This window comes from Pseudomonas sp. LB3P81 (genome assembly GCF_054897965.1).
The window spans coordinates 2899643-2921292 of sequence record NZ_JBUBVG010000001.1; the positions used below are offsets into that span (position 1 = coordinate 2899643).

Annotated in this window: 21 protein-coding genes; 18 read left to right on the top strand and 3 right to left on the bottom strand. The window is 61.3% G+C overall.

Annotated features, from left to right (window positions below):
- The first annotated feature begins 24 nt into the window (after positions 1-24).
- Positions 25-3375, top strand: coding sequence for a mechanosensitive channel MscK (mscK, locus tag ACYZTL_RS13335; RefSeq protein WP_461952176.1), 3351 nt, complete (start codon positions 25-27; stop codon positions 3373-3375).
- Positions 3376-3423: 48 nt separating this feature from the next.
- Positions 3424-4887, top strand: coding sequence for a protein adenylyltransferase SelO (selO, locus tag ACYZTL_RS13340; RefSeq protein WP_461952177.1), 1464 nt, complete (start codon positions 3424-3426; stop codon positions 4885-4887).
- Positions 4888-4893: 6 nt separating this feature from the next.
- On the opposite strand, the gene mazF is transcribed toward selO, so the two are convergent.
- On the bottom strand, positions 4894-5256 hold the full coding sequence (mazF, locus tag ACYZTL_RS13345) for a type II toxin-antitoxin system toxin MazF (protein WP_461952178.1): 363 nt from the start codon (positions 5254-5256) through the stop codon (positions 4894-4896).
- A complete protein-coding gene (gene mazE, locus ACYZTL_RS13350; protein ID WP_461952179.1) occupies positions 5256-5525 on the bottom strand; it encodes a type II toxin-antitoxin system antitoxin MazE in 270 nt (89 codons plus the stop codon). The genes mazF and mazE overlap by 1 nt, the downstream gene beginning before the upstream one ends.
- A 271-nt stretch (positions 5526-5796) precedes the next feature.
- Between mazE and trxC the strand changes: the two genes are divergently transcribed.
- Positions 5797-6234, top strand: a complete 438-nt coding sequence (gene trxC, locus ACYZTL_RS13355) for a thioredoxin TrxC (RefSeq protein WP_461952180.1) — start codon at positions 5797-5799, stop codon at positions 6232-6234.
- Between the two features lie 96 nt (positions 6235-6330).
- Here trxC and ACYZTL_RS13360 read toward each other — a convergent pair whose 3' ends face one another.
- Entirely contained in the window at positions 6331-7101 is a 771-nt protein-coding gene (locus tag ACYZTL_RS13360; protein WP_461952181.1) for a ParA family protein, read from the bottom strand.
- A gap of 355 nt (positions 7102-7456) precedes the next feature.
- Here ACYZTL_RS13360 and ACYZTL_RS13365 point away from each other — a divergent pair, with 355 nt between their 5' ends.
- From ACYZTL_RS13365 to ACYZTL_RS13435, 15 genes are all read left to right on the top strand, one after another.
- On the top strand, positions 7457-8182 hold the full coding sequence (locus tag ACYZTL_RS13365) for a beta-ketoacyl synthase chain length factor (protein WP_461952182.1): 726 nt from the start codon (positions 7457-7459) through the stop codon (positions 8180-8182).
- On the top strand, positions 8158-8967 hold the full coding sequence (locus ACYZTL_RS13370; protein WP_461952183.1) for a lysophospholipid acyltransferase family protein: 810 nt from the start codon (positions 8158-8160) through the stop codon (positions 8965-8967). The genes ACYZTL_RS13365 and ACYZTL_RS13370 overlap by 25 nt, the downstream gene beginning before the upstream one ends.
- Positions 8948-9208, top strand: a complete 261-nt coding sequence (locus ACYZTL_RS13375; protein ID WP_461952184.1) for a phosphopantetheine-binding protein — start codon at positions 8948-8950, stop codon at positions 9206-9208. The genes ACYZTL_RS13370 and ACYZTL_RS13375 overlap by 20 nt, the downstream gene beginning before the upstream one ends.
- A 9-nt stretch (positions 9209-9217) precedes the next feature.
- Entirely contained in the window at positions 9218-9472 is a 255-nt protein-coding gene (locus ACYZTL_RS13380; protein WP_461952185.1) for an acyl carrier protein, read from the top strand.
- Positions 9469-10014 carry a COG4648 family protein gene (locus ACYZTL_RS13385; protein WP_461952186.1) on the top strand — a complete coding sequence of 182 codons (546 nt, stop codon included), beginning with the start codon at positions 9469-9471 and terminating at the stop codon, positions 10012-10014. Before ACYZTL_RS13380 ends, ACYZTL_RS13385 begins: the two co-directional genes overlap by 4 nt.
- Positions 10011-11693: an AMP-binding protein gene (locus ACYZTL_RS13390; RefSeq protein WP_461952187.1), complete on the top strand. Its 1683-nt coding sequence runs from the start codon at positions 10011-10013 to the stop codon at positions 11691-11693. The genes ACYZTL_RS13385 and ACYZTL_RS13390 overlap by 4 nt, the downstream gene beginning before the upstream one ends.
- Before the next feature lie 155 nt (positions 11694-11848).
- A complete protein-coding gene (locus ACYZTL_RS13395) occupies positions 11849-12583 on the top strand; it encodes a glycosyltransferase family 2 protein (RefSeq protein ID WP_461952188.1) in 735 nt (244 codons plus the stop codon).
- Positions 12580-13527 (top strand): LpxL/LpxP family acyltransferase, encoded by a 948-nt coding sequence (locus tag ACYZTL_RS13400; RefSeq protein WP_461952189.1) that lies wholly within the window; start codon positions 12580-12582, stop codon positions 13525-13527. Before ACYZTL_RS13395 ends, ACYZTL_RS13400 begins: the two co-directional genes overlap by 4 nt.
- Positions 13508-15052, top strand: coding sequence for an HAL/PAL/TAL family ammonia-lyase (locus tag ACYZTL_RS13405; protein WP_461952190.1), 1545 nt, complete (start codon positions 13508-13510; stop codon positions 15050-15052). The genes ACYZTL_RS13400 and ACYZTL_RS13405 overlap by 20 nt, the downstream gene beginning before the upstream one ends.
- Positions 15045-15470 (top strand): acyl-CoA thioesterase, encoded by a 426-nt coding sequence (locus ACYZTL_RS13410; RefSeq protein ID WP_461952191.1) that lies wholly within the window; start codon positions 15045-15047, stop codon positions 15468-15470. The genes ACYZTL_RS13405 and ACYZTL_RS13410 overlap by 8 nt, the downstream gene beginning before the upstream one ends.
- Complete coding sequence (locus tag ACYZTL_RS13415; protein WP_461952192.1) at positions 15467-16192, top strand: outer membrane lipoprotein carrier protein LolA; 726 nt, start codon at positions 15467-15469, stop codon at positions 16190-16192. Before ACYZTL_RS13410 ends, ACYZTL_RS13415 begins: the two co-directional genes overlap by 4 nt.
- The gene (locus ACYZTL_RS13420) at positions 16176-18515 is read left to right on the top strand and encodes an MMPL family transporter (protein WP_461952193.1); all 2340 of its coding nucleotides are present in this window, start codon (positions 16176-16178) and stop codon (positions 18513-18515) included. Before ACYZTL_RS13415 ends, ACYZTL_RS13420 begins: the two co-directional genes overlap by 17 nt.
- Positions 18515-19672, top strand: a complete 1158-nt coding sequence (locus tag ACYZTL_RS13425) for a cation:proton antiporter (RefSeq protein WP_461954304.1) — start codon at positions 18515-18517, stop codon at positions 19670-19672. The genes ACYZTL_RS13420 and ACYZTL_RS13425 overlap by 1 nt, the downstream gene beginning before the upstream one ends.
- Complete coding sequence (locus tag ACYZTL_RS13430) at positions 19659-20906, top strand: NAD(P)/FAD-dependent oxidoreductase (RefSeq protein ID WP_461952194.1); 1248 nt, start codon at positions 19659-19661, stop codon at positions 20904-20906. The genes ACYZTL_RS13425 and ACYZTL_RS13430 overlap by 14 nt, the downstream gene beginning before the upstream one ends.
- On the top strand, positions 20903-21628 hold the full coding sequence (locus ACYZTL_RS13435; RefSeq protein ID WP_461952195.1) for a class I SAM-dependent methyltransferase: 726 nt from the start codon (positions 20903-20905) through the stop codon (positions 21626-21628). The genes ACYZTL_RS13430 and ACYZTL_RS13435 overlap by 4 nt, the downstream gene beginning before the upstream one ends.
- Positions 21629-21650 lie beyond the last annotated feature (22 nt).

Consider the following 21650-nt stretch of genomic DNA (forward strand, 5'->3'; position numbering starts at 1 on the left):
TCGTCTCGTTTTCGATCGGTCTCTATGTCAACCCTGCGCACCTTTTTCATCATGGCCCTGCTGGGCTTGAGCCTTTCTGTCGGTACCTTGCAAGCGGCCGAACCGCCGTCCAGAGAAACCGTGCAGGCAAACCTCGACAAGATCGCCGAGCGCAAACTGCCGGAAGCCGATCAAAAAGCCCTGCAGACGCTTCTGCAAAACACGCTGACCCAGCTCAACAACCAGCGTGAATACGAGCAGAAGCTGGCCGCTCTCAAGCAGCAGCTCGCCACCGCACCCAAGCAGAACATCGAGAACCAGCGCGAACTGACTCGCCTCAAGGCCAGCAGCGTGACGCCGGTGGCGCAGCGCTATACCAAAGAGTCCATTCAGCAGCTGGAGCAGATGCTCACCGAGCGCTCGACCCAGCAAAGCGACATGCAAAAGGCCCTTGCCGAAGCGAACAGCCTGGTCATTACCGCCCAGACCCGGCCCGAGCGCGCTCAGGCTGAAATCTCCACCAGCCAGACGCGCATCCAGCAGATCAATAACATCCTCAAGGCGGGCAAGGACAACGGCAAGACCCTGAGCGGCGAACAGCGTGACCTGCTCAATGCCGAGCTGGCGGCGCTGAACGCGCTGATCCCGCTGCGCCGCCAGGAACTGGCCGGCAACAGCCAGTTGCAGGATCTGGGCAACAGCCAGCATGACTTGCTGACGGAAAAATCCGATCGTCTGGATCAGGAAATCCAGGAACTGCAAACCCTGATCAACCAGAAGCGCCTGGCCCATTCCCAAGAGGCGGTGACCCAACAATCCATCGAAGCGCAAAAATCCGGCGGCAGCAGCTTGCTGGCCACCGAAAGCGCGGCGAACCTGAAACTCTCTGACTACCTGCTCAAAAACACCGACCGCCTCAACGCAATCACCCAGCAGAACCTGCAAACCAAGCAGCAACTGGACAGCGTGACCCAAAGCGATTCGGCCCTGGACGAGCAGATCAACGTACTCAAAGGCAGCCTGCTGCTCTCCAAGATTCTCTACAAACAGAAGCAGGCCCTGCCGCGCCTCAAGCTTGACCGCGACCTGGCCGACCAGATCGCTGACATTCGCCTGTTTCAATTCGAAGTCAGCCAGCAACGGGAACTGCTCAACAACCCGGCGACCTACGTCGATAATCTGTTGGCGACCCAACCGCCGGAGCAAGTCAATCCGCAGCTGCGCAAGAACTTGCTGGAGCTTGCTACCACCCGCGCAGACCTGCTGGAACGCCTGAACCGCGAACTGAGTGCGGTGCTCAACCAATCCATCACCCTGCAACTTAACCAAAAGCAACTGCTCAGCACCGCGCAAAGCCTGCGGGCGACGCTCGACGAGCAGATGTTCTGGATTCCAAGCAACAAGCCGCTCGATCCTGAATGGATGCGCGGCGTACCGGAACGCCTGCAACGCCAGGTGGCGACCCTGCCGCTGGCGTCGAGCGTAAGTGAATTGACTGACGGCCTGACTCAGCGACCGCTGCTGTTTCTGCCGCTGGTACTGCTGATCGGCGCCCTGCTGTGGCGGCGCAAAAGCCTGTATGCCCGCCTGATCAAGGTTCACCAGGACATCGGCCACTTCAAGCGTGACAGCCAGTTGCACACGCCGCAGGCGATTCTGATCAATATTCTGCTGGCATTGCCGGTTGCGCTGGGCCTGGCCTTGTGCGGCCTGGCCCTGCAAATCGACGCCCGTGGCCAAAACGCCAACATGGGCGCGGCACTGCTGCAAATGGCTCAGGCCTGGCTGGTGTTCTACACCGCGTACCGGATTCTCGCGCCGGGCGGCGTGGCCGAATTGCATTTCCGCTGGGAAAAACCCCAGGTCGAATTCCTCCAGGGCTGGGTCCGTCGACTTGGACTGGTGGTGATGGCTCTGGTTGCGGTAGTGGCGGTCGCCGAACTGCAACCGGCGGCACTGTCCGATGACGTGCTCGGCATGCCGGTGGTACTGACCTGCTACGCGCTGATGGCCTGGTTGCTCAGTCGCCTGCTGATCAGTAGCCCGACCCACCAGAACGCGTCGCTGTTCCGCAAGGCCGTGGCAATCATGTTCACCGCGTTGCCGATCGCGTTGTTCGTCGCCGTGTGCTTTGGCTATTACTACACCGCACTGAAACTCAGCGACCGGTTGATCAACACCCTTTACCTGCTGATGTTCTGGCTGGTGATCGAAGCCACCTTCGTCCGTGGCCTCAGCGTTGCGGCACGGCGCCTGGCCTATCAGCGAGCGCTGGCCAAACGTCAGGCCGCCAAAGAGGCCGGCGACGGCGAAACGGTGATCGAAGAGCCGACCCTGGACATCGAAAAGGTCAACGAACAGTCCCTGCGCCTGATTCGTCTGGCGCTGCTGGGCGGGTTCATGGCCGCGTTGTACTGGGTCTGGTCGGACCTGATCTCGGTGTTCTCGTATCTGGACAACATCACCCTCTACGAATACACCAGCGGCACCGGCGCCAACATGAGCATGGTGCCGATCAGCATCGGCGACATGCTCGGTGCGCTGATCATCATCGGCATCACCTTCGCCCTCGCGCGCAACTTGCCGGGGTTGCTGGAAGTGTTTGTGCTGTCAAAGCTGAACCTGGCCCAGGGCAGCGCCTACGCCACCACCACGCTGCTGTCCTACGTGATCGCCGGCGTCGGTTTCGTCTCCACCCTGTCGACCCTCGGCGTGAGTTGGGACAAGTTGCAATGGCTGGTGGCGGCGCTCTCGGTCGGGCTCGGTTTCGGCATGCAGGAGATTTTTGCGAACTTCATTTCCGGCATCATGATCCTGTTCGAACGCCCGGTGCGGATCGGCGACACCATCACCATCGGCAACCTGTCGGGCACGGTGAGCAAGATCCGCATCCGCGCCACGACCATCACCGACTTCGACCGCAAGGACATCATCGTCCCGAACAAGACGTTCATTACCGGGCAACTGATCAACTGGTCCCTGACCGACACCATCACCCGGGTGACGCTCAAACTCGGGGTCGATTACGGCTCGGACCTGGACCTGGTGAAAGAACTGCTGTTGAAAGCCGCGCGGGAGAACCCTCGGGTGCTCAAGGAACCCGAGCCGCTCGTTTACTTCCTGAACTTCGGCGAAAGCACCCTCGACCACGAGTTGCGCATGCATGTGCGCGACCTTGGCGACCGTAATCCGGTGCTCGATGAGGTCAACCGCTTCATCAACCGCGAGTTCAAGAAGCAGCACATCAACATCTCGTTCCGGCAGATGGAGGTTTACCTCAAGAACCTTCACGGCGAGGAATACAAGATCGTGCCGATCGAGTCGGAAACCAAAACCATCGTGCCGCGGGTTGATGGCAAACCAGCGCAAGAGCCGCCGCCCGCCAAGCTCGACTAACCGCCCTGTCCCTAGCAGAATGCTCGGACATTCTGCTGGAGATGGCCGGTGAAAGCCCTCGACGAACTGACCTTCGATAATCGCTTCGATCGCCTGGGCGATACGTTTTCCGCCCACGTGCTGCCCGAGCCCATCGACAATCCGCGCCTCGTGGTCGCGAGCGCTGCCGCCATGGCGTTGCTCGACCTTGATCCGGCCGTGGCCGAAACCCCGGAGTTCGCCGAGCTGTTCAGCGGCCACAAGCTCTGGGCCGATGCGGTGCCTCGGGCAATGGTCTATTCCGGTCATCAGTTCGGTTCCTACAACCCACAACTGGGCGACGGTCGCGGCCTATTGCTGGGCGAGGTCTACAACGAGGCCGGAGAGCACTGGGACCTGCACCTCAAAGGTGCCGGCCAGACGCCTTTCTCGCGCATGGGCGATGGACGCGCGGTGCTGCGTTCGTCGATCCGCGAGTTTCTTGCGTCCGAAGCGTTATATGCGCTGAACATCCCGACCACCCGCGCGCTTTGCGTGATCGGCTCCGATACGCCGGTGTGGCGCGAAAAACAGGAACGCGCAGCCATGGTCCTGCGCCTGGCGCCGAGCCATGTGCGCTTCGGGCATTTCGAGTATTTCTACTACACCAAACGCCCCGAAAAGCAGAAAGAACTCGGCGAACACGTGCTGGCCATGCACTTCCCCGAGTGCCTCGAGCAGCCCGAACCCTATCTGGCGATGTTCCGCGAAATCGTCGAACGCAACGCTGAGCTCATCGCCAAATGGCAGGCTTATGGCTTCTGCCATGGCGTGATGAACACCGACAACATGTCGATCCTCGGCATCACTTTCGATTTCGGCCCGTTCGCCTTCCTCGATGATTTCGACGCCAACTTCATCTGCAACCACTCCGATGACCAGGGCCGCTACTCCTTCAGCAATCAGGTGCCGATCGGTCAGTGGAACCTCAGCGCCCTGGCCCAGGCCCTGACGCCGTTCATCAGCGTCGAAGCCCTGCGCGAAGCCCTTGGCCTGTACCTGCCGCTGTTCCAGGCTCATTACCTGGACCTGATGCGCCGCCGCCTCGGCTTCACCACCGCTGAAGACGATGACCAGAAACTGCTGGAACAGCTGCTGCAACTGATGCAGAACAGCGGCGTCGACTACAGCCTGTTCTTTCGCCGTCTTGGCGATGAATCCCCGGAACTGGCCGCTGCCCGATTGCGCGATGACTTCGTCGACATCAAGGGCTTCGATGCCTGGGCCGAACTCTACGTCGCCCGGGTTGGGCGTGATGGCGAGCGGGATCAGGCGCAGCGCCGCCAACGGATGCATGCGGTCAATCCTCTCTACATCCTGCGCAACTATCTGGCGCAGAAAGCCATCGATGCAGCAGAAAGCGGTGACTATTCAGAGGTTCGCCGACTGCACACGGTGCTGAGCAAGCCGTTTGAGGAGCAGCCGGGGATGGAGAGCTACGCCGAGCGGCCGCCGGAGTGGGGGAAGCATTTGGAGATCAGTTGTTCGTCTTGAGGCGGATCAATCCAGAGGATCTATGACGCTGACAACTCGAGCGACGATGTCTGCCATCGTGACGTCATCCAGTCGCTCGATGAACCTGGCCGAGCCGTCACGGATACGTTGTTCAATGTCAAAACTGCGGACTTGGTTACACACTGCGACGCCGTTCGTTTCGTGGCCAGAGATTATGACTGCCAATCCGGAGTTTCGGCTAAAGCTCCCGCCACTGGTTACAGGGACCGTCATGCTGACGCCCAGGGCGTTGATTTCCCTTGGCGTTATCACCACGAACCGATGCTTGTTCATCATCTCTCGCCCCGCAACCGGATTCGGATCAATCCAATAGACGTCGCCCCGCTGCGGGGCCTGCCGACGAACCATCAACCTAGCTCCCGCCCCACTGGATCACCTTCACGTGCGAACGCCGTCTGCGCGTTCAACTCGGCTACTGCTTCGGAACCTTCAAGCAACTCGGCGAGGCTGTAGCGTTTGCGAGGGGGGTGTACAACCGGGCGAGCGATCAACTCCCCATCAATTACATTCAGTTCCAACTGCGCCCCTACCTCCAAGTGCAAGAGCTTCAGTAATGTGGGCGGGAGAGTAATCACAGCAGCACCACCTTGACGGCGGATTTTGGATGTCACGGACATGGAATCACTCCTATCCGGCAATTGAAAGAAATCGATTTCTCGATGAGTGCAACAAAAGTAGCACGAGGCAAAAGGCAAAAGCGAACTCCTTATTAAGGGATCTGAAGTGGTGTAGCTGCTTCCAGCTTAGCCACCGTTCCCAAGCCGAAAGCCCGAGATATGTGAGCATTTGCGACATCGCAGCCTCTGACCAGGAACTTTACTGACTTGATAAAAGCTGTATCCGACTCCAGATCAGTTCAAAGATTGCCCACTCATGCAGAGTCCGATTATGTCCGACCCACTCCACATCCCCTGCCCCCATTGCAACGGCCTCAACCGCATTCCCGCCGAGCGCCTAAGCGATCACCCAAAATGCGGTCGCTGCAAGACCGATGTCCTGCTGAGCAAACCGTTCGAATTGAAGCAAGGCGATTACGCCAGTCAGATCAAGGGCGATCTGCCGTTGCTGGTGGACGTCTGGGCGGACTGGTGCGGGCCGTGCAAGTCGTTTGCGCCGGTGTTTGAACAGGCGGCCGGGCAGTTGGCGGGCAAGTGTCGGCTGGCGAAACTGGACAGCGAGGCTAATCAGCAGTTGTCGGCGCAGTTGGGGATTCGCTCGATTCCAAGCCTGATTCTGTTCAAGAACGGCCGGGAAGTGGCACGCCAGAGCGGGGCCTTCCCGCTACCGCAGTTGATGAGCTGGTTGCGTAGCCAAGGAATTGGCTAATGGCCTAAAAGATCGCAGCCTCCGGCGGCTCCTACATTGAGCGGATCGAACAAAAATCCCATGTAGGAGCTGCCGGAGGCTGCGATCTTTTGATTTTCAGGCGCTTTCGAGAAGGTTGTGCAGTTCGACGAACTGCTGGGTCAGTTTGTGCCGTGGGTCGAGATGGATCAGCGGTGTGTTGGCCTGATGGGATTCGCGCATGCGCACCGAGGTGCCCAGGTATACCGGCAACACCGGCAAACCTTCGGCGATCAGTTCATCGAGGATTTGCTGCGGCAGGCTGGCACGGGCCTGGAACTGGTTGACGACAATGCCCTCAACCTCCAGCCCTTCGTTGTGGTCTTCCTTCAATTCTTCGATTTCCGCCAGCAGGCCGTACAGCGCCTGACGCGAGAAGCTGTCGCAGTCGAAGGGAATCAGCACCCGATCAGCGGCAATCAACGCCGACACCGCATAAAAATTCAGGGCTGGTGGGGTATCGAGGTAGATCCGGTCGTAATCTTCGGCCAGCTCGTCGAGCAGTTTGCGCAGCTTGTTGATCTTGTGTTTCGCCTCAAGCTTGGGCTGCAAATCGGCCAGCTCGGCGGTGGCGGTGACGACATGGAGGTTATCGAACGGGGTTTCGTAGATATCGACCTGGTTTTTCTTCGCGAACGGCCCCGAAGACAGCGTCTGCTTGAAGAAATCGGCAATACCCATCGGAATGTCATTACCGGTGAGTCCGGTGAGGTACTGAGTGGAATTGGCCTGAGCGTCGAGATCCACCAGCAGGGTGCGATAGCCCTCGCTGGCACTGACCGCCGCCAGATTGCAGGCAATGCTGGATTTGCCTACGCCGCCTTTCTGATTGAATACCACGCGCCGCATGTCAAAACCTCCGTGTATCAAAGAATGACCGAGTGTAGTGGTCCACGGCGTCGCTTAGCTACCTTGTCGGCACAAGGACTACACAGTCAGGTGCGAACGCTCACTGAAAAAGCCGCCTTCTCGTCCGGAAAAATGCTCACGGAGCCGACAGACATACTCGACTCGATGTGGATAATGGCCAAACGACACCTACTCACGATCCAGTCGGCATTTCGTTGAGCAAAATGTAACCAGCATTTGCTACGCGCTCGTCGCACCGGGATAATGCGGGCCACTCGGCGCTCAGCGTCACGTCAGGTGAACCGCTGTTTTTTTTCGACTCGCCGCGTCAAGAAAGCCCGCAGGGGCGGGATGAATGCCTGTGATCAACTTCAACATCGCCCAATGGCGCGCGTGGGCCCCTGGGCTCGAAAGCGTGGACGATTGGCAAGCCTGGAGCCGACAACCGGTCGCGCTGCCAAGCTGCGATGCCGCCCCCGACGTCTCGTTTCTGCCGGCCATGCAGCGGCGGCGGCTCAGCCGTCTTGCGCGGATGGCGTTCAGTGTCGGCTGGCCGTTGGCCGATGGTCGCCCTGACCTACCGTTGGTCTTTATTTCCCGCCACGGCGAAACCCCGCGCACCTTCGATATCCTCAGCGATCTGGCCGCCGACCAGCCACTGTCGCCGACCCAGTTCAGCCTGTCTGTGCATAACGCAGTCATCGGCCTGTGGTCGATCATGCGCGGCGAAACCAGCGAAATGACCGCCCTGGCCGCGGCCGGCGACGGCCTTGAACACGGCATGCTAGAGGCGGCGGCGTTGCTTGCCGAAGGGGCTCCCGCGGTCCTGCTGGTGGTGACCGAAGAACAGCCACCTGAGGCGTATTCAGCCTGGATCGACGATGTGCCATTCCCTTACGCGGTGGGTTTGCTGCTGACGCCCGGCAACGACTGGCAGCTGTCCTTGAACAGCGCTTCGGATGAGTTGTCCAAAGCCCACTGGCCCCATGCCCTGAATCTCTTGCGTACCCTGCTCGGCCAGCAAACCACCTGCCAACATGCCTGGAAAAATCGTGTATGGACCTGGCAACGCAACCTGTAACCGAAAAAAACCGCGACGCCTATTACTGGCGTTTGCTGGCCACCGCCGCAAGCTTCACCCTCTTCGGACTGGGTGGGCTGTGCCTGCGCCTGGTGGTTTTCCCGCTGCTGAACTGCCTGCCCGGCAATGCGCAGACGCATCGCCTGCGGGCACGGCAAACCGTTAGTCGCTGTTTTTGGTTTTTTGTCCGGTTCATGGCCCGTACCGGCGTGCTGACCTACCACATTGAGGGCGCAGAAAAGCTCGGCCGACCCGGGCAGATGATCATCGCCAATCACCCGTCGCTGATCGACGTGGTGTTCCTGATCGGCCTGGTGCGCCATTCCAACTGCGTGGTCAAAAGCAGCCTCTGGGAAAACCCCTTTACCCGCGGCCCGCTACGCTGCACCGAATACATCAGCAACGACGGCAGCATGGACATGCTCGACGCCGCTGCCGACGCGCTGAAAAGCGGCCAGACCCTGATCATTTTCCCCGAGGGCACGCGCACCCAGCCCGGCGAAACGCCCTCCTTTCATCGGGGTGCAGCGTCGATCGCACTGCGCGGTGCGAAAATCCTCACCCCGGTGGTCATCAAGGTCAGCCCGACTACCTTGACCAAGGCCGAACCCTGGTATCGGATCCCCAAGCGGCGCGTTCACTTCAGTTTCCGGGTCGGGGCCGATATAGACCCACAGGCCTTCGCCGCACAAGGCCCGGCGCCTCAAGCCTCGCGCAAGCTCAATGATTACTTGCACCACTACTTTATTAAGGAGCTCGCCGAAGATGAGCGATCTGTACCGTGAAATCAAAGAACTGATCATCGAAGCCCTGGGCCTGGAAGATATCAGTACGCAAGACATCGGCGACGACCAGACGCTGTTCGGCGAAGGCCTGGGCCTGGACTCCGTCGACGCCCTGGAGCTCGGCCTGGCGATCCAGAAAAAGTACGGCATCAAAATCGACGCCGACGCCAAGGACACCCGCAATCACTTCAGTAACGTGGCGAGCCTTGCGGCGTTCGTCACCGCAAAACAGGCAGCTTGAGACCGGACCATGCAAACTCGTAACGACATTTTCAACACCCTGCGCGATGCCTTGGTCGAACTCTTCGAGCTGGACCCCGAACGTGTGAGCCTCGACTCCAACCTGTATCAGGACCTGGAAATCGACAGCATCGACGCGGTTGACCTGATCGACCACATCAAGCGTCAGACCGGCAAGAAAATCGCCGCCGAAGAATTCAAAACGGTGCGTACCGTCAGCGACGTCGTCGAGGCGGTCTACCGTCTGGTTCAACCCGCCGCATGAGCCGACTGATCGGCCTTGGCCTGCTGCTGGCGGGCTTGCTGTACCCCTTCGCGGTGTATTTCGGCATGGAACATTTTGCCCCGTGGCAGTTCGGTCTGATGCTGGGCAGCCTGTGGCTGGCGCGAGCGCTGACGGGCTTGCGCCGGCCAGGAAGCCTGTGGATGGCCACCGTCGCCATCGTGTTTTGCCTGTTGCTCGCCCTGTTCGACAGCCCCGCCATGCTGCGCTGGTATCCCGTGCTGATCAGCGGCTTCATGCTGGTGCTGTTCGGGCTGAGCCTGAAATACGGCCCACCGATGATCGAACGCCTGGCCCGCCTGCGTGAGCCACGCTTGCCGGCCAAGGCGATTCGCTATACCCGCCAGGTCACGGTCGCCTGGTGTGTGTTTTTTCTCTGCAACGGTTTGTGCGCCGCCGCCCTGACCCTCTGGGCGCCGCTGAGTTGGTGGATGTTGTACACCGGCCTGATCTCCTATGGATTGATCGGCCTGATGTTTGCCATTGAATGGCTCATACGACAACGGGTACGAGGCCACCCATGAATTGGATAAAACTTGAGCAACTGTTGCTCAAGGCTCAACCGGAACGCGCTGTGACGGCCGAGCCGGTGCTGAATCACGCACAACTGTGCGAACAGGCCCTGAGCCTGGCCGCTGGCCTGCAAGCGCAGGGTGTGCGACGCATCGCCGTGCACCTCGAAGACGCCGCCGACCTCGCGATTGCCCTGCTCGGCGCCTGGCGTGCCGGGGTCAGCGTGCTGCTGCCTGCCGACCTGCAACCCCAGACGCGCCAGCGCTGGTCGAGCGAAGTCGATCTATGGCTGACGGATCAGGCCGATGATGCGCACCTGAGCGACTATCGCCATGCGCCACTGAGCGCCGCTGCCCTGGACCTGGATCGCTACACGCTGAGCCTGTGCACCTCCGGCTCCAGCGGCGAACCCAAGCGCATCGACAAAACCCTGCGCCAACTGGCCAATGAAGTCGAAGCGCTGGAGCAGCTCTGGGGTGCCGATCTGGGTGAGGCGTGCCTCATCGGCAGCGTCGCCACCCAGCACATCTACGGTTTGCTGTTTCGGGTGTTGTGGCCGCTGTGTGCCGGGCGTTCGTTCGTGCGCAAGCAACTGGCTTTTCCGGAAGACCTGCAACGCGCCAGCCGCGAACACCCGGCCTTTGCGTGGGTCGCCAGCCCGGCGCTGCTCAAACGCATGGGCGACAACCTTGACTGGCCGGCGCTGAGCGCGGTTCGCCGGGTGTTTTCCTCTGGCGGTGCGTTGCCGGCCGAGGCGGCGCTAAGTCTGCAACAACGGCTGCAACAGTGGCCGACGGAAATCCTCGGTAGCTCGGAAACCGGTGGCATCGCCTGGCGTCAGGGCAGCGATCTCTGGCAAGCCTTTGCCGGCATCGAATTGAGCCAGGACAGCGACGGCGCACTGCTCATTGCGTCGCCGTATCTGCCTCCCGGTCACATCGAACACACTGCGGATGCGGCGCGAATCGCCACCGACGGCCGCTTCGAATTGCTCGGGCGGCTGGACCGGATCGTCAAACTGGAAGAAAAACGTATCTCGCTGCCGATGCTGGAGCAGGCGCTGATGGCCCACGAATGGGTCTGCGACGCGCGCCTCGGCGTAGTCCAGGAAAATCGCGCCTCGCTGGGCGCGTTGCTGGTTCTCAGCGAATCGGGTTTGCATGCCTTGCGCAATCAGGGTCGACGCACCCTCACTCAGGAGCTGCGCCAACACCTCAGCCAGCATTGCGAAGCCCTCGCCCTGCCACGACGCTGGCGACTGCTGCGACAATTGCCACTCAACACTCAAGGCAAACTGCCTCAGGCCGACGTGGAAGCCTTGCTGCTGGCGCCGCGCCCGAAAGCACCGCAAGTGCTGGAGCAAGTGGAAGTCGATGGCGAGTGGAGCCTGCAACTGGCGGTGCCACCCGACCTCGCTTACTTCAGCGGCCATTTCCCCCAGGCACCGGTATTACCCGGCGTGGTGCAGGTGGAGTGGGCGCTGAGCCTCGGCCAGCAATTGATGAACCTGCCGGAAAAATTCGCCGGCATGGAAGTGCTGAAGTTCCAGCAACTGGTGCGCCCGGGCGATGAAGTCCAGTTGCACCTGCGTTTCGATCCGGTACGCAGCAAGCTGTATTTCGCCTATCGCAACGAGACCGCTACGTGTTCCAGCGGGCGGATTTTGCTGGAGGCTTTGGGTGATGCGTGACCTGTGGAGTGGGAACACACTGTGGCGAGGGAGCTTGCTCCCGCTGGGCTGCGAAGCAGACCCAAAACGATTCGGCGCCGATTTCATGGCGAGTGCTTCGCACTCGAACGGGAGCGAGCTCCCTCGCCACAAGGGTTTTGCGGAGGTTTCAGCTCATGCATAACCCCTGCGCCATAGTGCCCGTCTACAACCACGAAACCGCCATCACCACCGTGGTCGATGCGCTGATCGCCCACGGCCTGCCGTGCATTCTGGTAGACGACGCCAGCGACCCGTCCTGCGCGGCGGTGCTCGATCAACTGGCCCGGCGCGAGATGGTTTACCTGATCCGCCTCGCCGACAATCAGGGCAAGGGCGGCGCGGTCATGACCGGCCTGCGCGAAGCCTCGCGTCTGGGCTTCAGCCATGCCTTGCAGGTGGACGCCGACGGTCAGCACGACCTGCAAGACGTCGCGACTTTCCTCGAACACTCACGCGCCCATCCGCGCGCAGTGATCTGCGGCTATCCGCAATACGACGCCAGCGTGCCGAAAGGTCGCCTGTACGCCCGTTACCTGACGCACGTGATGGTCTGGATCAACACGCTGTCGCTGCAGATTCGCGATTCCATGTGCGGCTTCCGCGTCTATCCATTGCCGCCGACCCTGGCGCTGATCGACGCGGCGAGGATCGGCAAGCGCATGGACTTCGACTCGGACATTCTGGTGCGCCTGGCCTGGCGCAATCAGCCGATGCAGTGGCTGCCCACCAAGGTGCATTACCCGCTGGACGGCGTCTCGCATTTCCGTATGTTCCACGACAATGTGCTGATTTCGAGCATGCACACCCGGCTGTTCTTCGGCATGTTGCTGCGGGCGCCGGTGATCCTCTGGCGACGGTGGCGAGCATGAGCAGCAACGTAGGCAAAGAGCATTGGGCCGACCGCCAGGAGCGCGGCAGTTTCTGGCTGATGAAACTCACCGCGTTCGGCGCCAAGGTACTCGGCCGCCGACTGTTGAGCCCGCTGTTGTACGGCATCGTGCTGTACTTTTTCCTGTTCGGTCGCAGTGCCCGCCACAGCGCCTGGCAATACCAGCAACGCCTCACCGACTGGAGCGGTCGCGACGAATTGCGCCCGACTCACTGGCGCGTTTTCGGTCAGTTCATGGCCTTCGCCGATTCGATGCTCGACAAGCTCGACGTGTGGAACGGCAAGCTGAGCATCGAGCAGATCGAAATCATCGACCCGGCGCTGCTGCGCAATCAGTTGCGTGGCAGCCGCGGGCAATTGCTGGTGGGTGCCCATTTGGGCAATCTCGAAGTGTGCCGTGCGTTGGCGGAGATCGGCGAAAAGGTCACGATGAACGTGCTGGTGCACACCAAGCACGCCGAGCAGTTCAACCGTTTGCTGGGCGAAGCCGGCGCGACCAATCTGCGCCTGATCCAGGTCAGCGAGCTCGACCCGGTGATCATGCTGCAACTGCACGAGCGCTTGGAACGCGGCGAGTGGCTGGCGATTGCCGGTGATCGCGTGCCGTTGCACGGCGGGCGCAGCGTGACCGTGGACTTCCTCGGCCACCCGGCAAAATTTCCACAAGGCCCGTGGCTGCTGGCCGGGCTGTTGAAATGCCCGGTCAACCTGCTGCTGTGCCTGAAGAAACCCGACGGCGATTACCGGCTGACCCTCGAGCCCTTCGCCGACGCGATCACCTGGAAGCGCAGCGATCGCGAACAGGTCATTCATCAGTGGGCCTCCCGCTACGCCGAGCGCCTGGGTCACTATTGCCTTGAAGCGCCTCAACAATGGTTCAACTTTTACCCTTTCTGGAAGACCGATGACGACGCCAACGCTTGAGCCGGTAACCTTCGGCGAACTCCCTTTGCGCATCGAAGACGTGCTGGCCCTGGCCAACCGTCAGGTGCCGACGCAGTTGCAGGACGATCCTGCGTACCGCGAGCGTATCGCCAAGGGCGCGCGATTCCTCGATTCCCTGCTGGACAAGGAAGGCGTGATTTACGGCGTGACCACCGGTTACGGCGATTCCTGCGTGGTCGCGGTGCCGTTGCATCACGTCGAGGCGTTGCCCCGTCATCTGTACACGTTCCACGGCTGCGGGCTGGGCAAACTGCTCGACGCCCAGGCCACCCGCGCGGTGCTCGCGGCGCGTTTGCAGTCACTGTGCCACGGCGTGTCCGGGGTGCGCGTGGAACTGCTGGAACGCCTGCAAGCGTTCCTCGAACACGACATCCTGCCGCTGATCCCGGAAGAGGGTTCGGTGGGCGCCAGCGGTGATTTGACGCCACTGTCCTATGTCGCCGCGACCTTGTCCGGCGAGCGCGAAGTGATGTTCCGTGGCGAACGCCGTCAAGCCGCGGACGTGCATCGCGAACTCGGCTGGGAGCCGCTGGTGCTGCGTCCGAAAGAAGCGCTGGCACTGATGAACGGCACTGCCGTGATGACTGGCCTCGCCTGCCTGGCCTACGCCCGCGCCGATTACCTGCTGCAACTGGCCACCCGCATCACCGCGCTGAACGTGGTCGCGCTGCAAGGCAATCCGGAACATTTCGACGAGCGCCTGTTCGCCGCCAAACCGCATCCGGGGCAGATGCAAGTCGCCGCGTGGCTGCGCAAGGATCTGGCGATCGACGCGCCGACCGCACCGCTGCATCGTCTGCAAGACCGCTATTCCCTGCGTTGCGCGCCCCACGTGCTGGGCGTATTGGCCGACAGCCTGAACTGGCTGCGCTCGTTCATCGAGATCGAACTCAACAGCGCCAACGACAACCCGATCATCGACGCCGAAGCCGAGCGCGTACTGCACGGTGGGCACTTCTACGGCGGCCACATCGCGTTCGCCATGGACAGCCTGAAAAACCTGGTGGCCAACGTTGCCGACTTGCTCGACCGTCAACTCGCACTACTGGTGGACGAGCGTTACAACCATGGCTTGCCGAGCAATTTGTCCGGCGCCACAGCGGATCGCGCGATGCTCAATCACGGCTTCAAGGCCGTGCAGATCGGCACCAGCGCCTGGACCGCCGAAGCCCTGAAAAACACCATGCCGGCCAGCGTGTTCTCGCGCTCTACCGAATGCCACAACCAGGACAAGGTGAGCATGGGCACCATCGCCGCCCGCGATGCGATTCGCGTGCTGGAACTGACCGAACAGGTCGCCGCCGCTACTCTGCTCGCCGCCAATCAAGGCGTGTGGCTGCGCAGTAAGGCCAAGGACGCCCGGCCGTTGCCACCCGCCCTCGCTGCCATGCACGAAGAACTGGCCAAGGACTTCCCGCCAGTCATCGAAGACCGCGCACTGGAAGGTGAATTGCGCCTGTGCCTGAAACGGATTGCCGAGCAACACTGGAGGCTGCATGCGTAGCAAGGGAGTGCTTCACACCGATACGGAAATCCTCGTGCCGTTCTTTGACGTCGACACCATGAACGTCGTCTGGCACGGCCATTACGTCAAATATCTGGAAATCGCCCGCTGCGCGTTGCTGGACAGGATCGGCCACAACTACACCGCCATGGTCGAGTCAGGTTACGCCTGGCCGGTGATCGATCTGCAATTGCGCTACGTGCGCGGCGCGGTGTTTGGTCAGAAGCTGAATGTGCGGGCGAATCTGGTGGAGTGGGAGAATCGGTTGAAGATCAATTACCTGATCAGCGATCTGGAAACCGGTGAACGTTTGACCCGTGCCAGCTCCGTGCAGGTGGCCGTCGACATGAGCAGCCGGGAAATGCAATTGGCCTCGCCCAAAATCTTCACCGATGCCGTAGAAAGGATGCTGGCATGACTCCAGGAATCGACACCCCTTTTGATACCAGGCCAATTCCTTGTGGCGAGCGAGCTTGCTCGCGCTTGAGTGCGCAGCACTCACAAACCCGCCAATTTTGGGGCCGCTACGCTGCCCAGCGCGAGCAAGGGCTCAAATGGCTCGGTGCTTTGGTGCTACTCGGGTTGTCATCGCTTGCTCACGCCTTCGATCTGCAACAACTCAGCGATCAACTGGCCAAGCCTGACGTGATCCACGGCAATTTCATCCAGGAAAAACACCTGCGCGCCCTGCCTCAGCCGCTGACCAGCAAGGGCACCTTCGTCCTCGCGAAAAACCACGGCCTGCTCTGGCTGCTGAAAACTCCGCTGCAACAGGATTACCGCATCACCGCCAAGGGCATCGCGCGACGAGACGCCAGCGGTTGGCAGATGCTGCCAAGTAAAAGTGCCGGTGCCGAGCAGAACCGCTTGTTCCTCGCCGTGCTGCAAGGCGACAGCAGCGGGCTGCAACGGGACTTCGAACTGTCCCTGAGCGGCGATGCGCAGAACTGGACACTGACCCTTATTCCGCGCTCGCTGCTGCTCAAGCAGGTGTTCAATCAGATCAACATCACCGGTGGCGAATTGGTGAGCACCATCGAACTGCTGGAAACCCAGGGCGACAGCACCTTGTTGCGCATGCAGGACAGCACCAGCGCCCAACCGTTGAGCGACGCGGAGCAACATGACTTTGCCGAGTGAACGCACGCTTCCACGCCTGTTTCTGATCCTGCTGCTGGCAGTGCTCGCGCTCGCCGGTTGGCAATGGCGGGACGGCGCACCGCTGTCGGCCAACCTGATGGAACTGGTGCCCGGTACGGCGCCGGACGCGCTGGAACTGCGTGCCGAACAACGCATGCAGGAACCGCTGAACCGCGAAATGCTGGTGCTGGTCGGTCACAAGGATCGCCAGCAAGCCGTCGCCATGGCGCAGAAACTGGGCGAGCAATGGCAGGCCAGCGGCGTATTCGAAAAGGTCCAGTGGACCCTGCAAGCCGACTTGCCGGCACTGCGCACGCAGTTGCTGCAAGGCCGGTTGGCGATGCTTTCGGCAACGGATCGGCAGCAACTGATCGAGCACCCCGACGCTTTTATCCAGCAACGGGTGCAGGCGCTGTTCGACCCGTTTACCGGTTTCAGCCTGGTGCCGAGCCAGGATGACTGGCTGGGCCTGACCGGACGCATCCAGAACAGCCAGCCGCAACACGGTTCGGTGCAACTGGACATCGGCAGCGGCGCACTGGTCGCCGAGGCCGACGGCAAGAGCTGGGTGTTGTTGCGGGCGCGCACCACCGGCAACGCCTTTGACATGAACCTGCCGCTGCAAGTGGCCGATCTGCTCAAGCACAGCCGCGAAGAAGCGGCTCAGACCGATGTGCAACTGCTGGCCGCCAGCGGTTTGCTATACGCAGCAGCCGGTCAACAACAAGCCACCCGGGAAATCACCTGGGTCGGCGGCGGCGCCACCGTCGGCATTCTGTTGCTGTTGTTGCTGGCCTTCCGCCGTTTGCGGGTGTTGCTGGCGTTTGTCCCGGTGCTGGTGGGCATGCTGTTCGGCGCGGTGGCGTGTGTGGCGCTGTTCGGTCATATGCATGTGATGACGCTGGTGCTCGGCTCCAGCCTGATCGGCGTCGCGGTCGATTACCCGCTGCACTATCTGTCCAAGAGCTGGAGCCTGAAACCCTGGCACAGCTGGCCGGCGTTGCGCCTGACCTTGCCAGGCCTGACGCTGAGTTTGATCACCAGTTGCATCGGCTACCTCGCGCTGGCCTGGACGCCTTTCCCGGCCCTGACCCAGATCGCCGTGTTCTCCGCCGCTGGGCTGCTCGGTGCTTACCTGTCAGCGGTGTGCCTGCTGCCCGCGTTGCTCAAGGGTACGGATTTGCGCCCCGCGCAGTGGCCGCTGCGGGTGTCCGAATATTTGCTGGATCGTCGTGAAGCGCTACTCAGGATCGCGAAAACGCCGGTGCTGCTGGCGCTGCTGATCGCCTTCTGCGTCGGCGGCCTGTTGCAGCTCGACAGCAAAAACGACATTCGCCAATGGGTCGGCGCACCGCAGCAATTGACGGACGAAGCCCGGACCATCGCGCACATCACCGGCTACCAACCCACCAGCCAGTTCTTCCTGGTGCGGGCCGCCAATCAGCAAGAATTGCTCGAACGCCAAACCGCGTTGAGCGAGCGCCTGGATCAGTTGGTCAACCTGGACAAACTCCAGGGCTATCTGTCGCTCAATCAACTGGTCAGCCAGCCCCGCGAGCAACACCAGATACGCGAAGCGCTGAACAAGTTACCGCAATTCTGGCAACCACTGCTTGACGTCGGCGTGCCGCTTGAAGCGCTGAAAGCCGAGCTGGCGAAGCTGCAAGCGTTGCCTGTTGAAGACATCGACAGCGCGCTGGCCGGCCCATTGGCCGAACCCTATCGCACACTGTGGCTGGGCCCGACCGAAGACGGCGTCGCGGCGATGGTCAGCCTGCAAGGACTGAACAACCCCGCGCTGCTGCGGGTTCAGGCGCTGGATCTGCCGGGCGTGGAACTGGTGGATCGCCTGGGTGAGTTGAACAACGTGTTTGCCAAAACCCAGATCAGCGCCGCCGAACTGAAACTCGCCTCCTGCGTGCTGATCGTGCTGGTGCTGATTTTGCCGTTCGGCCTCGGCGGCGCGCTGCGAATTGTCTCGCTGCCGCTGCTGGCGGCGCTGTGCAGCCTTGCCAGTCTCGGCTGGCTCGGTCAGCCGCTGACGTTGTTCAGCCTGTTCGGTCTGCTGCTGGTGACAGCGATCAGCGTCGATTACGCGATCCTCATGCGCGAACAGGTCGGCGGTGCCGCCGTGAGCCTGCTGGGCACCTTGCTGGCGGCGCTGACCACCTGGCTGTCGTTCGGTTTGCTGGCGGTGTCCAGTACACCGGCGGTGAGTAACTTCGGACTGTCGGTGAGCCTGGGTCTGGCCTTCAGCTTCCTGCTTGCACCGTGGGCCGGGCGACACGTGCATGCGACCAGCGTCGCGGAGTCAGCAGCGTGATGGTCGTCCTGTTCTGGGCGATGGCCCTGGCGTTGTTCGCCGTGGCCACGCGGGTCGGTCGTCACTTCGGCCTGATCCCGATTGTCAGCCAGTTGTTGCTGGCCACCGTCGGTCTGCCGTTGCTGATGTATTTCTGGATCGAACCCCACTGGCAATTGAGCGGCGCGACGCTGGTCGCGCCGATCTGGCTGAAAAACCTCTACAGCCTGAGTTTCGCGCTGTTGCTGGGCTACATCCTCAGCGACGTGATCGATCTGCGACTCGATCGCCAGAGCCTGAAAGTCGCCCTGCCGAGTTTCTGCGTGCCGTTTGCCTGCGGCCTGGCCACCGCGATTTGGTTGCTACCGCCACAGCCGTGGATCAGTTCGCTGGCGGTCGGTCTGCTGTTCGCCATCACCGCGATCCCAGTGTTGTATCTGTACTTGCGGCATATCGGTTACCCGACCACCGCCACCCGGCGCCTGGTGCAGACTGCGATCCTGATCGACCTCACCTGCTGGACGCTGTTCGCCATCGCCCAGGGCAGCCTGCACCTGAGCAGCCTGCTGCTGCCCTTGGCCTGCGCGTGCGTGCCCTTGCTGTTGCGCGTACTCGGCCTGCGCCAACCACGGCTGTACAGCGGATGTTTCTTCGCGCTGCTGGTGGTGGCCGAGCACTACAAACTCAATGCGCTGATGGTCGGCATCGGCTATCTGCTGTGCATGGCCGCGTTGAAGGTGCCGCTGGTGTTGCCAGTGCCGGCGATCTGGATGAACCGCTTGCAGACCTGGATCGCGATCCCGCTGATCCTCACGTTCGGCATCGTGCAGATCAACGTCCACAGCGCCATGGACAGCCTTGGCTGGCTGCAACTGGCCGCACTGTTGCTGTTGCCGATTGTCAGCAAACTGCTGGGCAACTGGCTGGGACTTGGCTGGGCCGGCGCCTCGTTTGCCGGCGCCAGTCGCTGGCGCGAAAGTGTGCTGCTGAATATTCGCGGCTTGAGCGAGATCGTCTTTCTCAACCTGCTGCTGCAACAACAACTCATCAGCCCGCCGCTGTACTTTGCGCTGATGCTGATGGGCCTGATCGCGACATTGCTGCCGGCATTGGTCGGCATGCACCGAATCCCTTTGAAAGCTGCCGTCCCGGCAAGGAGCCCCCATGCCAACCGTTGAAATGGAACGTCGTCAGGTCGTGATCATCGGCGCCGGCCCATCGGGCGCCATTGCCGCCGCGCTGCTCAAGCGCAAAGGGCATGACGTTCTGGTGATCGAGCGCCAGCATTTCCCAAGGTTCTCCATCGGCGAAAGCCTGCTGTCGCACTGCCTGGATTTCGTCGAAGAAGCCGGCATGCTCGAGGCGGTGAACGCCGCCGGATTCCAATTGAAAACCGGCGCGGCATTCGCCTGGGGCGAGCACTACAGTACCTTCGATTTCGGCGACACGTTCAGCAACGGCAAGCCCACCACCTTCCAAGTCCAGCGCGCCGATTTCGATAAGCTGCTGGCCGATCAGGCCGCGTTGCAAGGCGTGGAAATCCGTTACGGCGAAACAATCGCCAGTGTAGATATAGAGCGGCAAAAACCGCTGCTCGGCGTGCAACGCGAGGACGGCAGCGAATACCGCATCGAGGCTGATTTCATGCTCGATGCCAGCGGCTATGGTCGCGTCCTGCCGCGCTTGCTCGACCTCGAAGCACCGTCGAACTTTCCGGTGCGCCAAGCGGTGTTCACCCACGTCGAAGACCACATCGACCACCCGAATTTCGACCGCACGAAAATCCTCGTCACCACTCACCCGACCCAACGCGATGTCTGGTTCTGGACCATCCCGTTCAGCAACGGCCGCTGCTCGGTGGGCGTGGTCGCGGCGGCAGAACATTTCGAGGGCCGCGCGGAAAATCTGGACGACTGCCTGCGCGGGTTCATCGCTGAAACCCCAAGCCTCTCCGGCGTGCTGAACAACGCCGTGTGGGATACGCCGGCGCGCACCATCGGCGGGTATTCGGCCAACGTCAAAACCCTGCACGGTCCTGGCTTTGCGTTGCTGGGCAATGCGGCGGAATTCCTCGACCCGGTGTTCTCCTCCGGCGTGACCATCGCCATGCGCTCGGCGAGCATGGCTGCTGGCGTCCTGCACCGCCAGTTGCAAGGAGAAAGCGTCGACTGGAAGACCGAGTTCGCCGAACCGCTCAAGCGCGGCGTAGACACTTTCCGTTGCTATGTCGAAGGCTGGTACGCCGGGACGTTCCAGGACGTGATTTATCACGAGGGCGGCTCTGCGGATATTCGCCGCATGATCAGCTCGATCCTGGCCGGTTATGCGTGGGACGAGCGTAATCCGTTCGTCAGCGAAGCCAAGCGCCGGTTACGCATGCTGTCGGACATTTGCGCGAGTGATGCCTCTTGAGCTACTTGAGCGAAAACTACGTCGAAGAAACCCGGTTCGGTTTCTGGTTCCTGCGCAGCCACACCTGGCAGCATCATGTGTTGCGCGTCGCGATCAATGACCTGCGCAGCCTGTTCAGCGGGCCGTTGCCAGGCAACCCGGTGTTGCTGGATGCCGGATGCGGCCAGGGCAAGTCGTTCCAGTACCTGCGCCAGACCTTTGCGCCACAACGCCTGATCGGTGTGGACGCCGACCCGCACAGCCTTGACCTGAGCCGCGAAGAAGCCGTCCGTCAGAGCATGGACGTGGAGTTGATCGGCAGCGACTGCGCCACGCTTGCCGTGCCGGATGCCAGTGTCGATCTGCTGTTCTGTCACCAGACCTTCCACCATCTGGTGGAACAGGAAAAGGCACTGGCCGAGTTCTACCGCGTGCTCAAGCCCGGCGGTTATCTGCTGTTCGCCGAATCCACCGAGGCTTACATTGATACGTGGGTGATTCGCTGGTTGTTCCGCCATCCGATGCACGTGCAAAAGAGCGCTGCCGAGTACCTTGAAATGATTCGTCGCCAGGGTTTCGAATTCGGCCCGCAAAACGTGTCTTATCCGTACTTGTGGTGGAGTCGCGCCAAGGATTTCGGCCTGTTTGAACGCTTTGGTCTGCGCCAGCCAAAACCCTTTGGCCAACGGGTAGAAACCCTGGTCAACGTGGTGGCGCGTAAACCGCTTGAAGGTGATGTGTGATGTTTACTGTAGGAGCGAGCTT

What these genes read in the sequence shown, in the direction of transcription:
- mscK (WP_461952176.1), top strand. Translation starts at nt 25, where the DNA reads ATGTCAACCCTGCGCACCTTTTTCATCATGGCCCTGCTGGGCTTGAGC.
- mazF (WP_461952178.1), bottom strand. Translation starts at nt 5,256, where the DNA reads ATGGTTCGTCGGCAGGCCCCGCAGCGGGGCGACGTCTATTGGATTGAT.
- mazE (WP_461952179.1), bottom strand. Translation starts at nt 5,525, where the DNA reads ATGTCCGTGACATCCAAAATCCGCCGTCAAGGTGGTGCTGCTGTGATT.
- trxC (WP_461952180.1), top strand. Translation starts at nt 5,797, where the DNA reads ATGTCCGACCCACTCCACATCCCCTGCCCCCATTGCAACGGCCTCAAC.
- ACYZTL_RS13360 (WP_461952181.1), bottom strand. Translation starts at nt 7,101, where the DNA reads ATGCGGCGCGTGGTATTCAATCAGAAAGGCGGCGTAGGCAAATCCAGC.
- ACYZTL_RS13365 (WP_461952182.1), top strand. Translation starts at nt 7,457, where the DNA reads ATGCCTGTGATCAACTTCAACATCGCCCAATGGCGCGCGTGGGCCCCT.
- ACYZTL_RS13370 (WP_461952183.1), top strand. Translation starts at nt 8,158, where the DNA reads ATGGACCTGGCAACGCAACCTGTAACCGAAAAAAACCGCGACGCCTAT.
- ACYZTL_RS13375 (WP_461952184.1), top strand. Translation starts at nt 8,948, where the DNA reads ATGAGCGATCTGTACCGTGAAATCAAAGAACTGATCATCGAAGCCCTG.
- ACYZTL_RS13380 (WP_461952185.1), top strand. Translation starts at nt 9,218, where the DNA reads ATGCAAACTCGTAACGACATTTTCAACACCCTGCGCGATGCCTTGGTC.
- ACYZTL_RS13385 (WP_461952186.1), top strand. Translation starts at nt 9,469, where the DNA reads ATGAGCCGACTGATCGGCCTTGGCCTGCTGCTGGCGGGCTTGCTGTAC.
- ACYZTL_RS13390 (WP_461952187.1), top strand. Translation starts at nt 10,011, where the DNA reads ATGAATTGGATAAAACTTGAGCAACTGTTGCTCAAGGCTCAACCGGAA.
- ACYZTL_RS13395 (WP_461952188.1), top strand. Translation starts at nt 11,849, where the DNA reads ATGCATAACCCCTGCGCCATAGTGCCCGTCTACAACCACGAAACCGCC.
- ACYZTL_RS13400 (WP_461952189.1), top strand. Translation starts at nt 12,580, where the DNA reads ATGAGCAGCAACGTAGGCAAAGAGCATTGGGCCGACCGCCAGGAGCGC.
- ACYZTL_RS13405 (WP_461952190.1), top strand. Translation starts at nt 13,508, where the DNA reads ATGACGACGCCAACGCTTGAGCCGGTAACCTTCGGCGAACTCCCTTTG.
- ACYZTL_RS13410 (WP_461952191.1), top strand. Translation starts at nt 15,045, where the DNA reads ATGCGTAGCAAGGGAGTGCTTCACACCGATACGGAAATCCTCGTGCCG.
- ACYZTL_RS13415 (WP_461952192.1), top strand. Translation starts at nt 15,467, where the DNA reads ATGACTCCAGGAATCGACACCCCTTTTGATACCAGGCCAATTCCTTGT.
- ACYZTL_RS13420 (WP_461952193.1), top strand. Translation starts at nt 16,176, where the DNA reads ATGACTTTGCCGAGTGAACGCACGCTTCCACGCCTGTTTCTGATCCTG.
- ACYZTL_RS13425 (WP_461954304.1), top strand. Translation starts at nt 18,515, where the DNA reads ATGGTCGTCCTGTTCTGGGCGATGGCCCTGGCGTTGTTCGCCGTGGCC.
- ACYZTL_RS13430 (WP_461952194.1), top strand. Translation starts at nt 19,659, where the DNA reads ATGCCAACCGTTGAAATGGAACGTCGTCAGGTCGTGATCATCGGCGCC.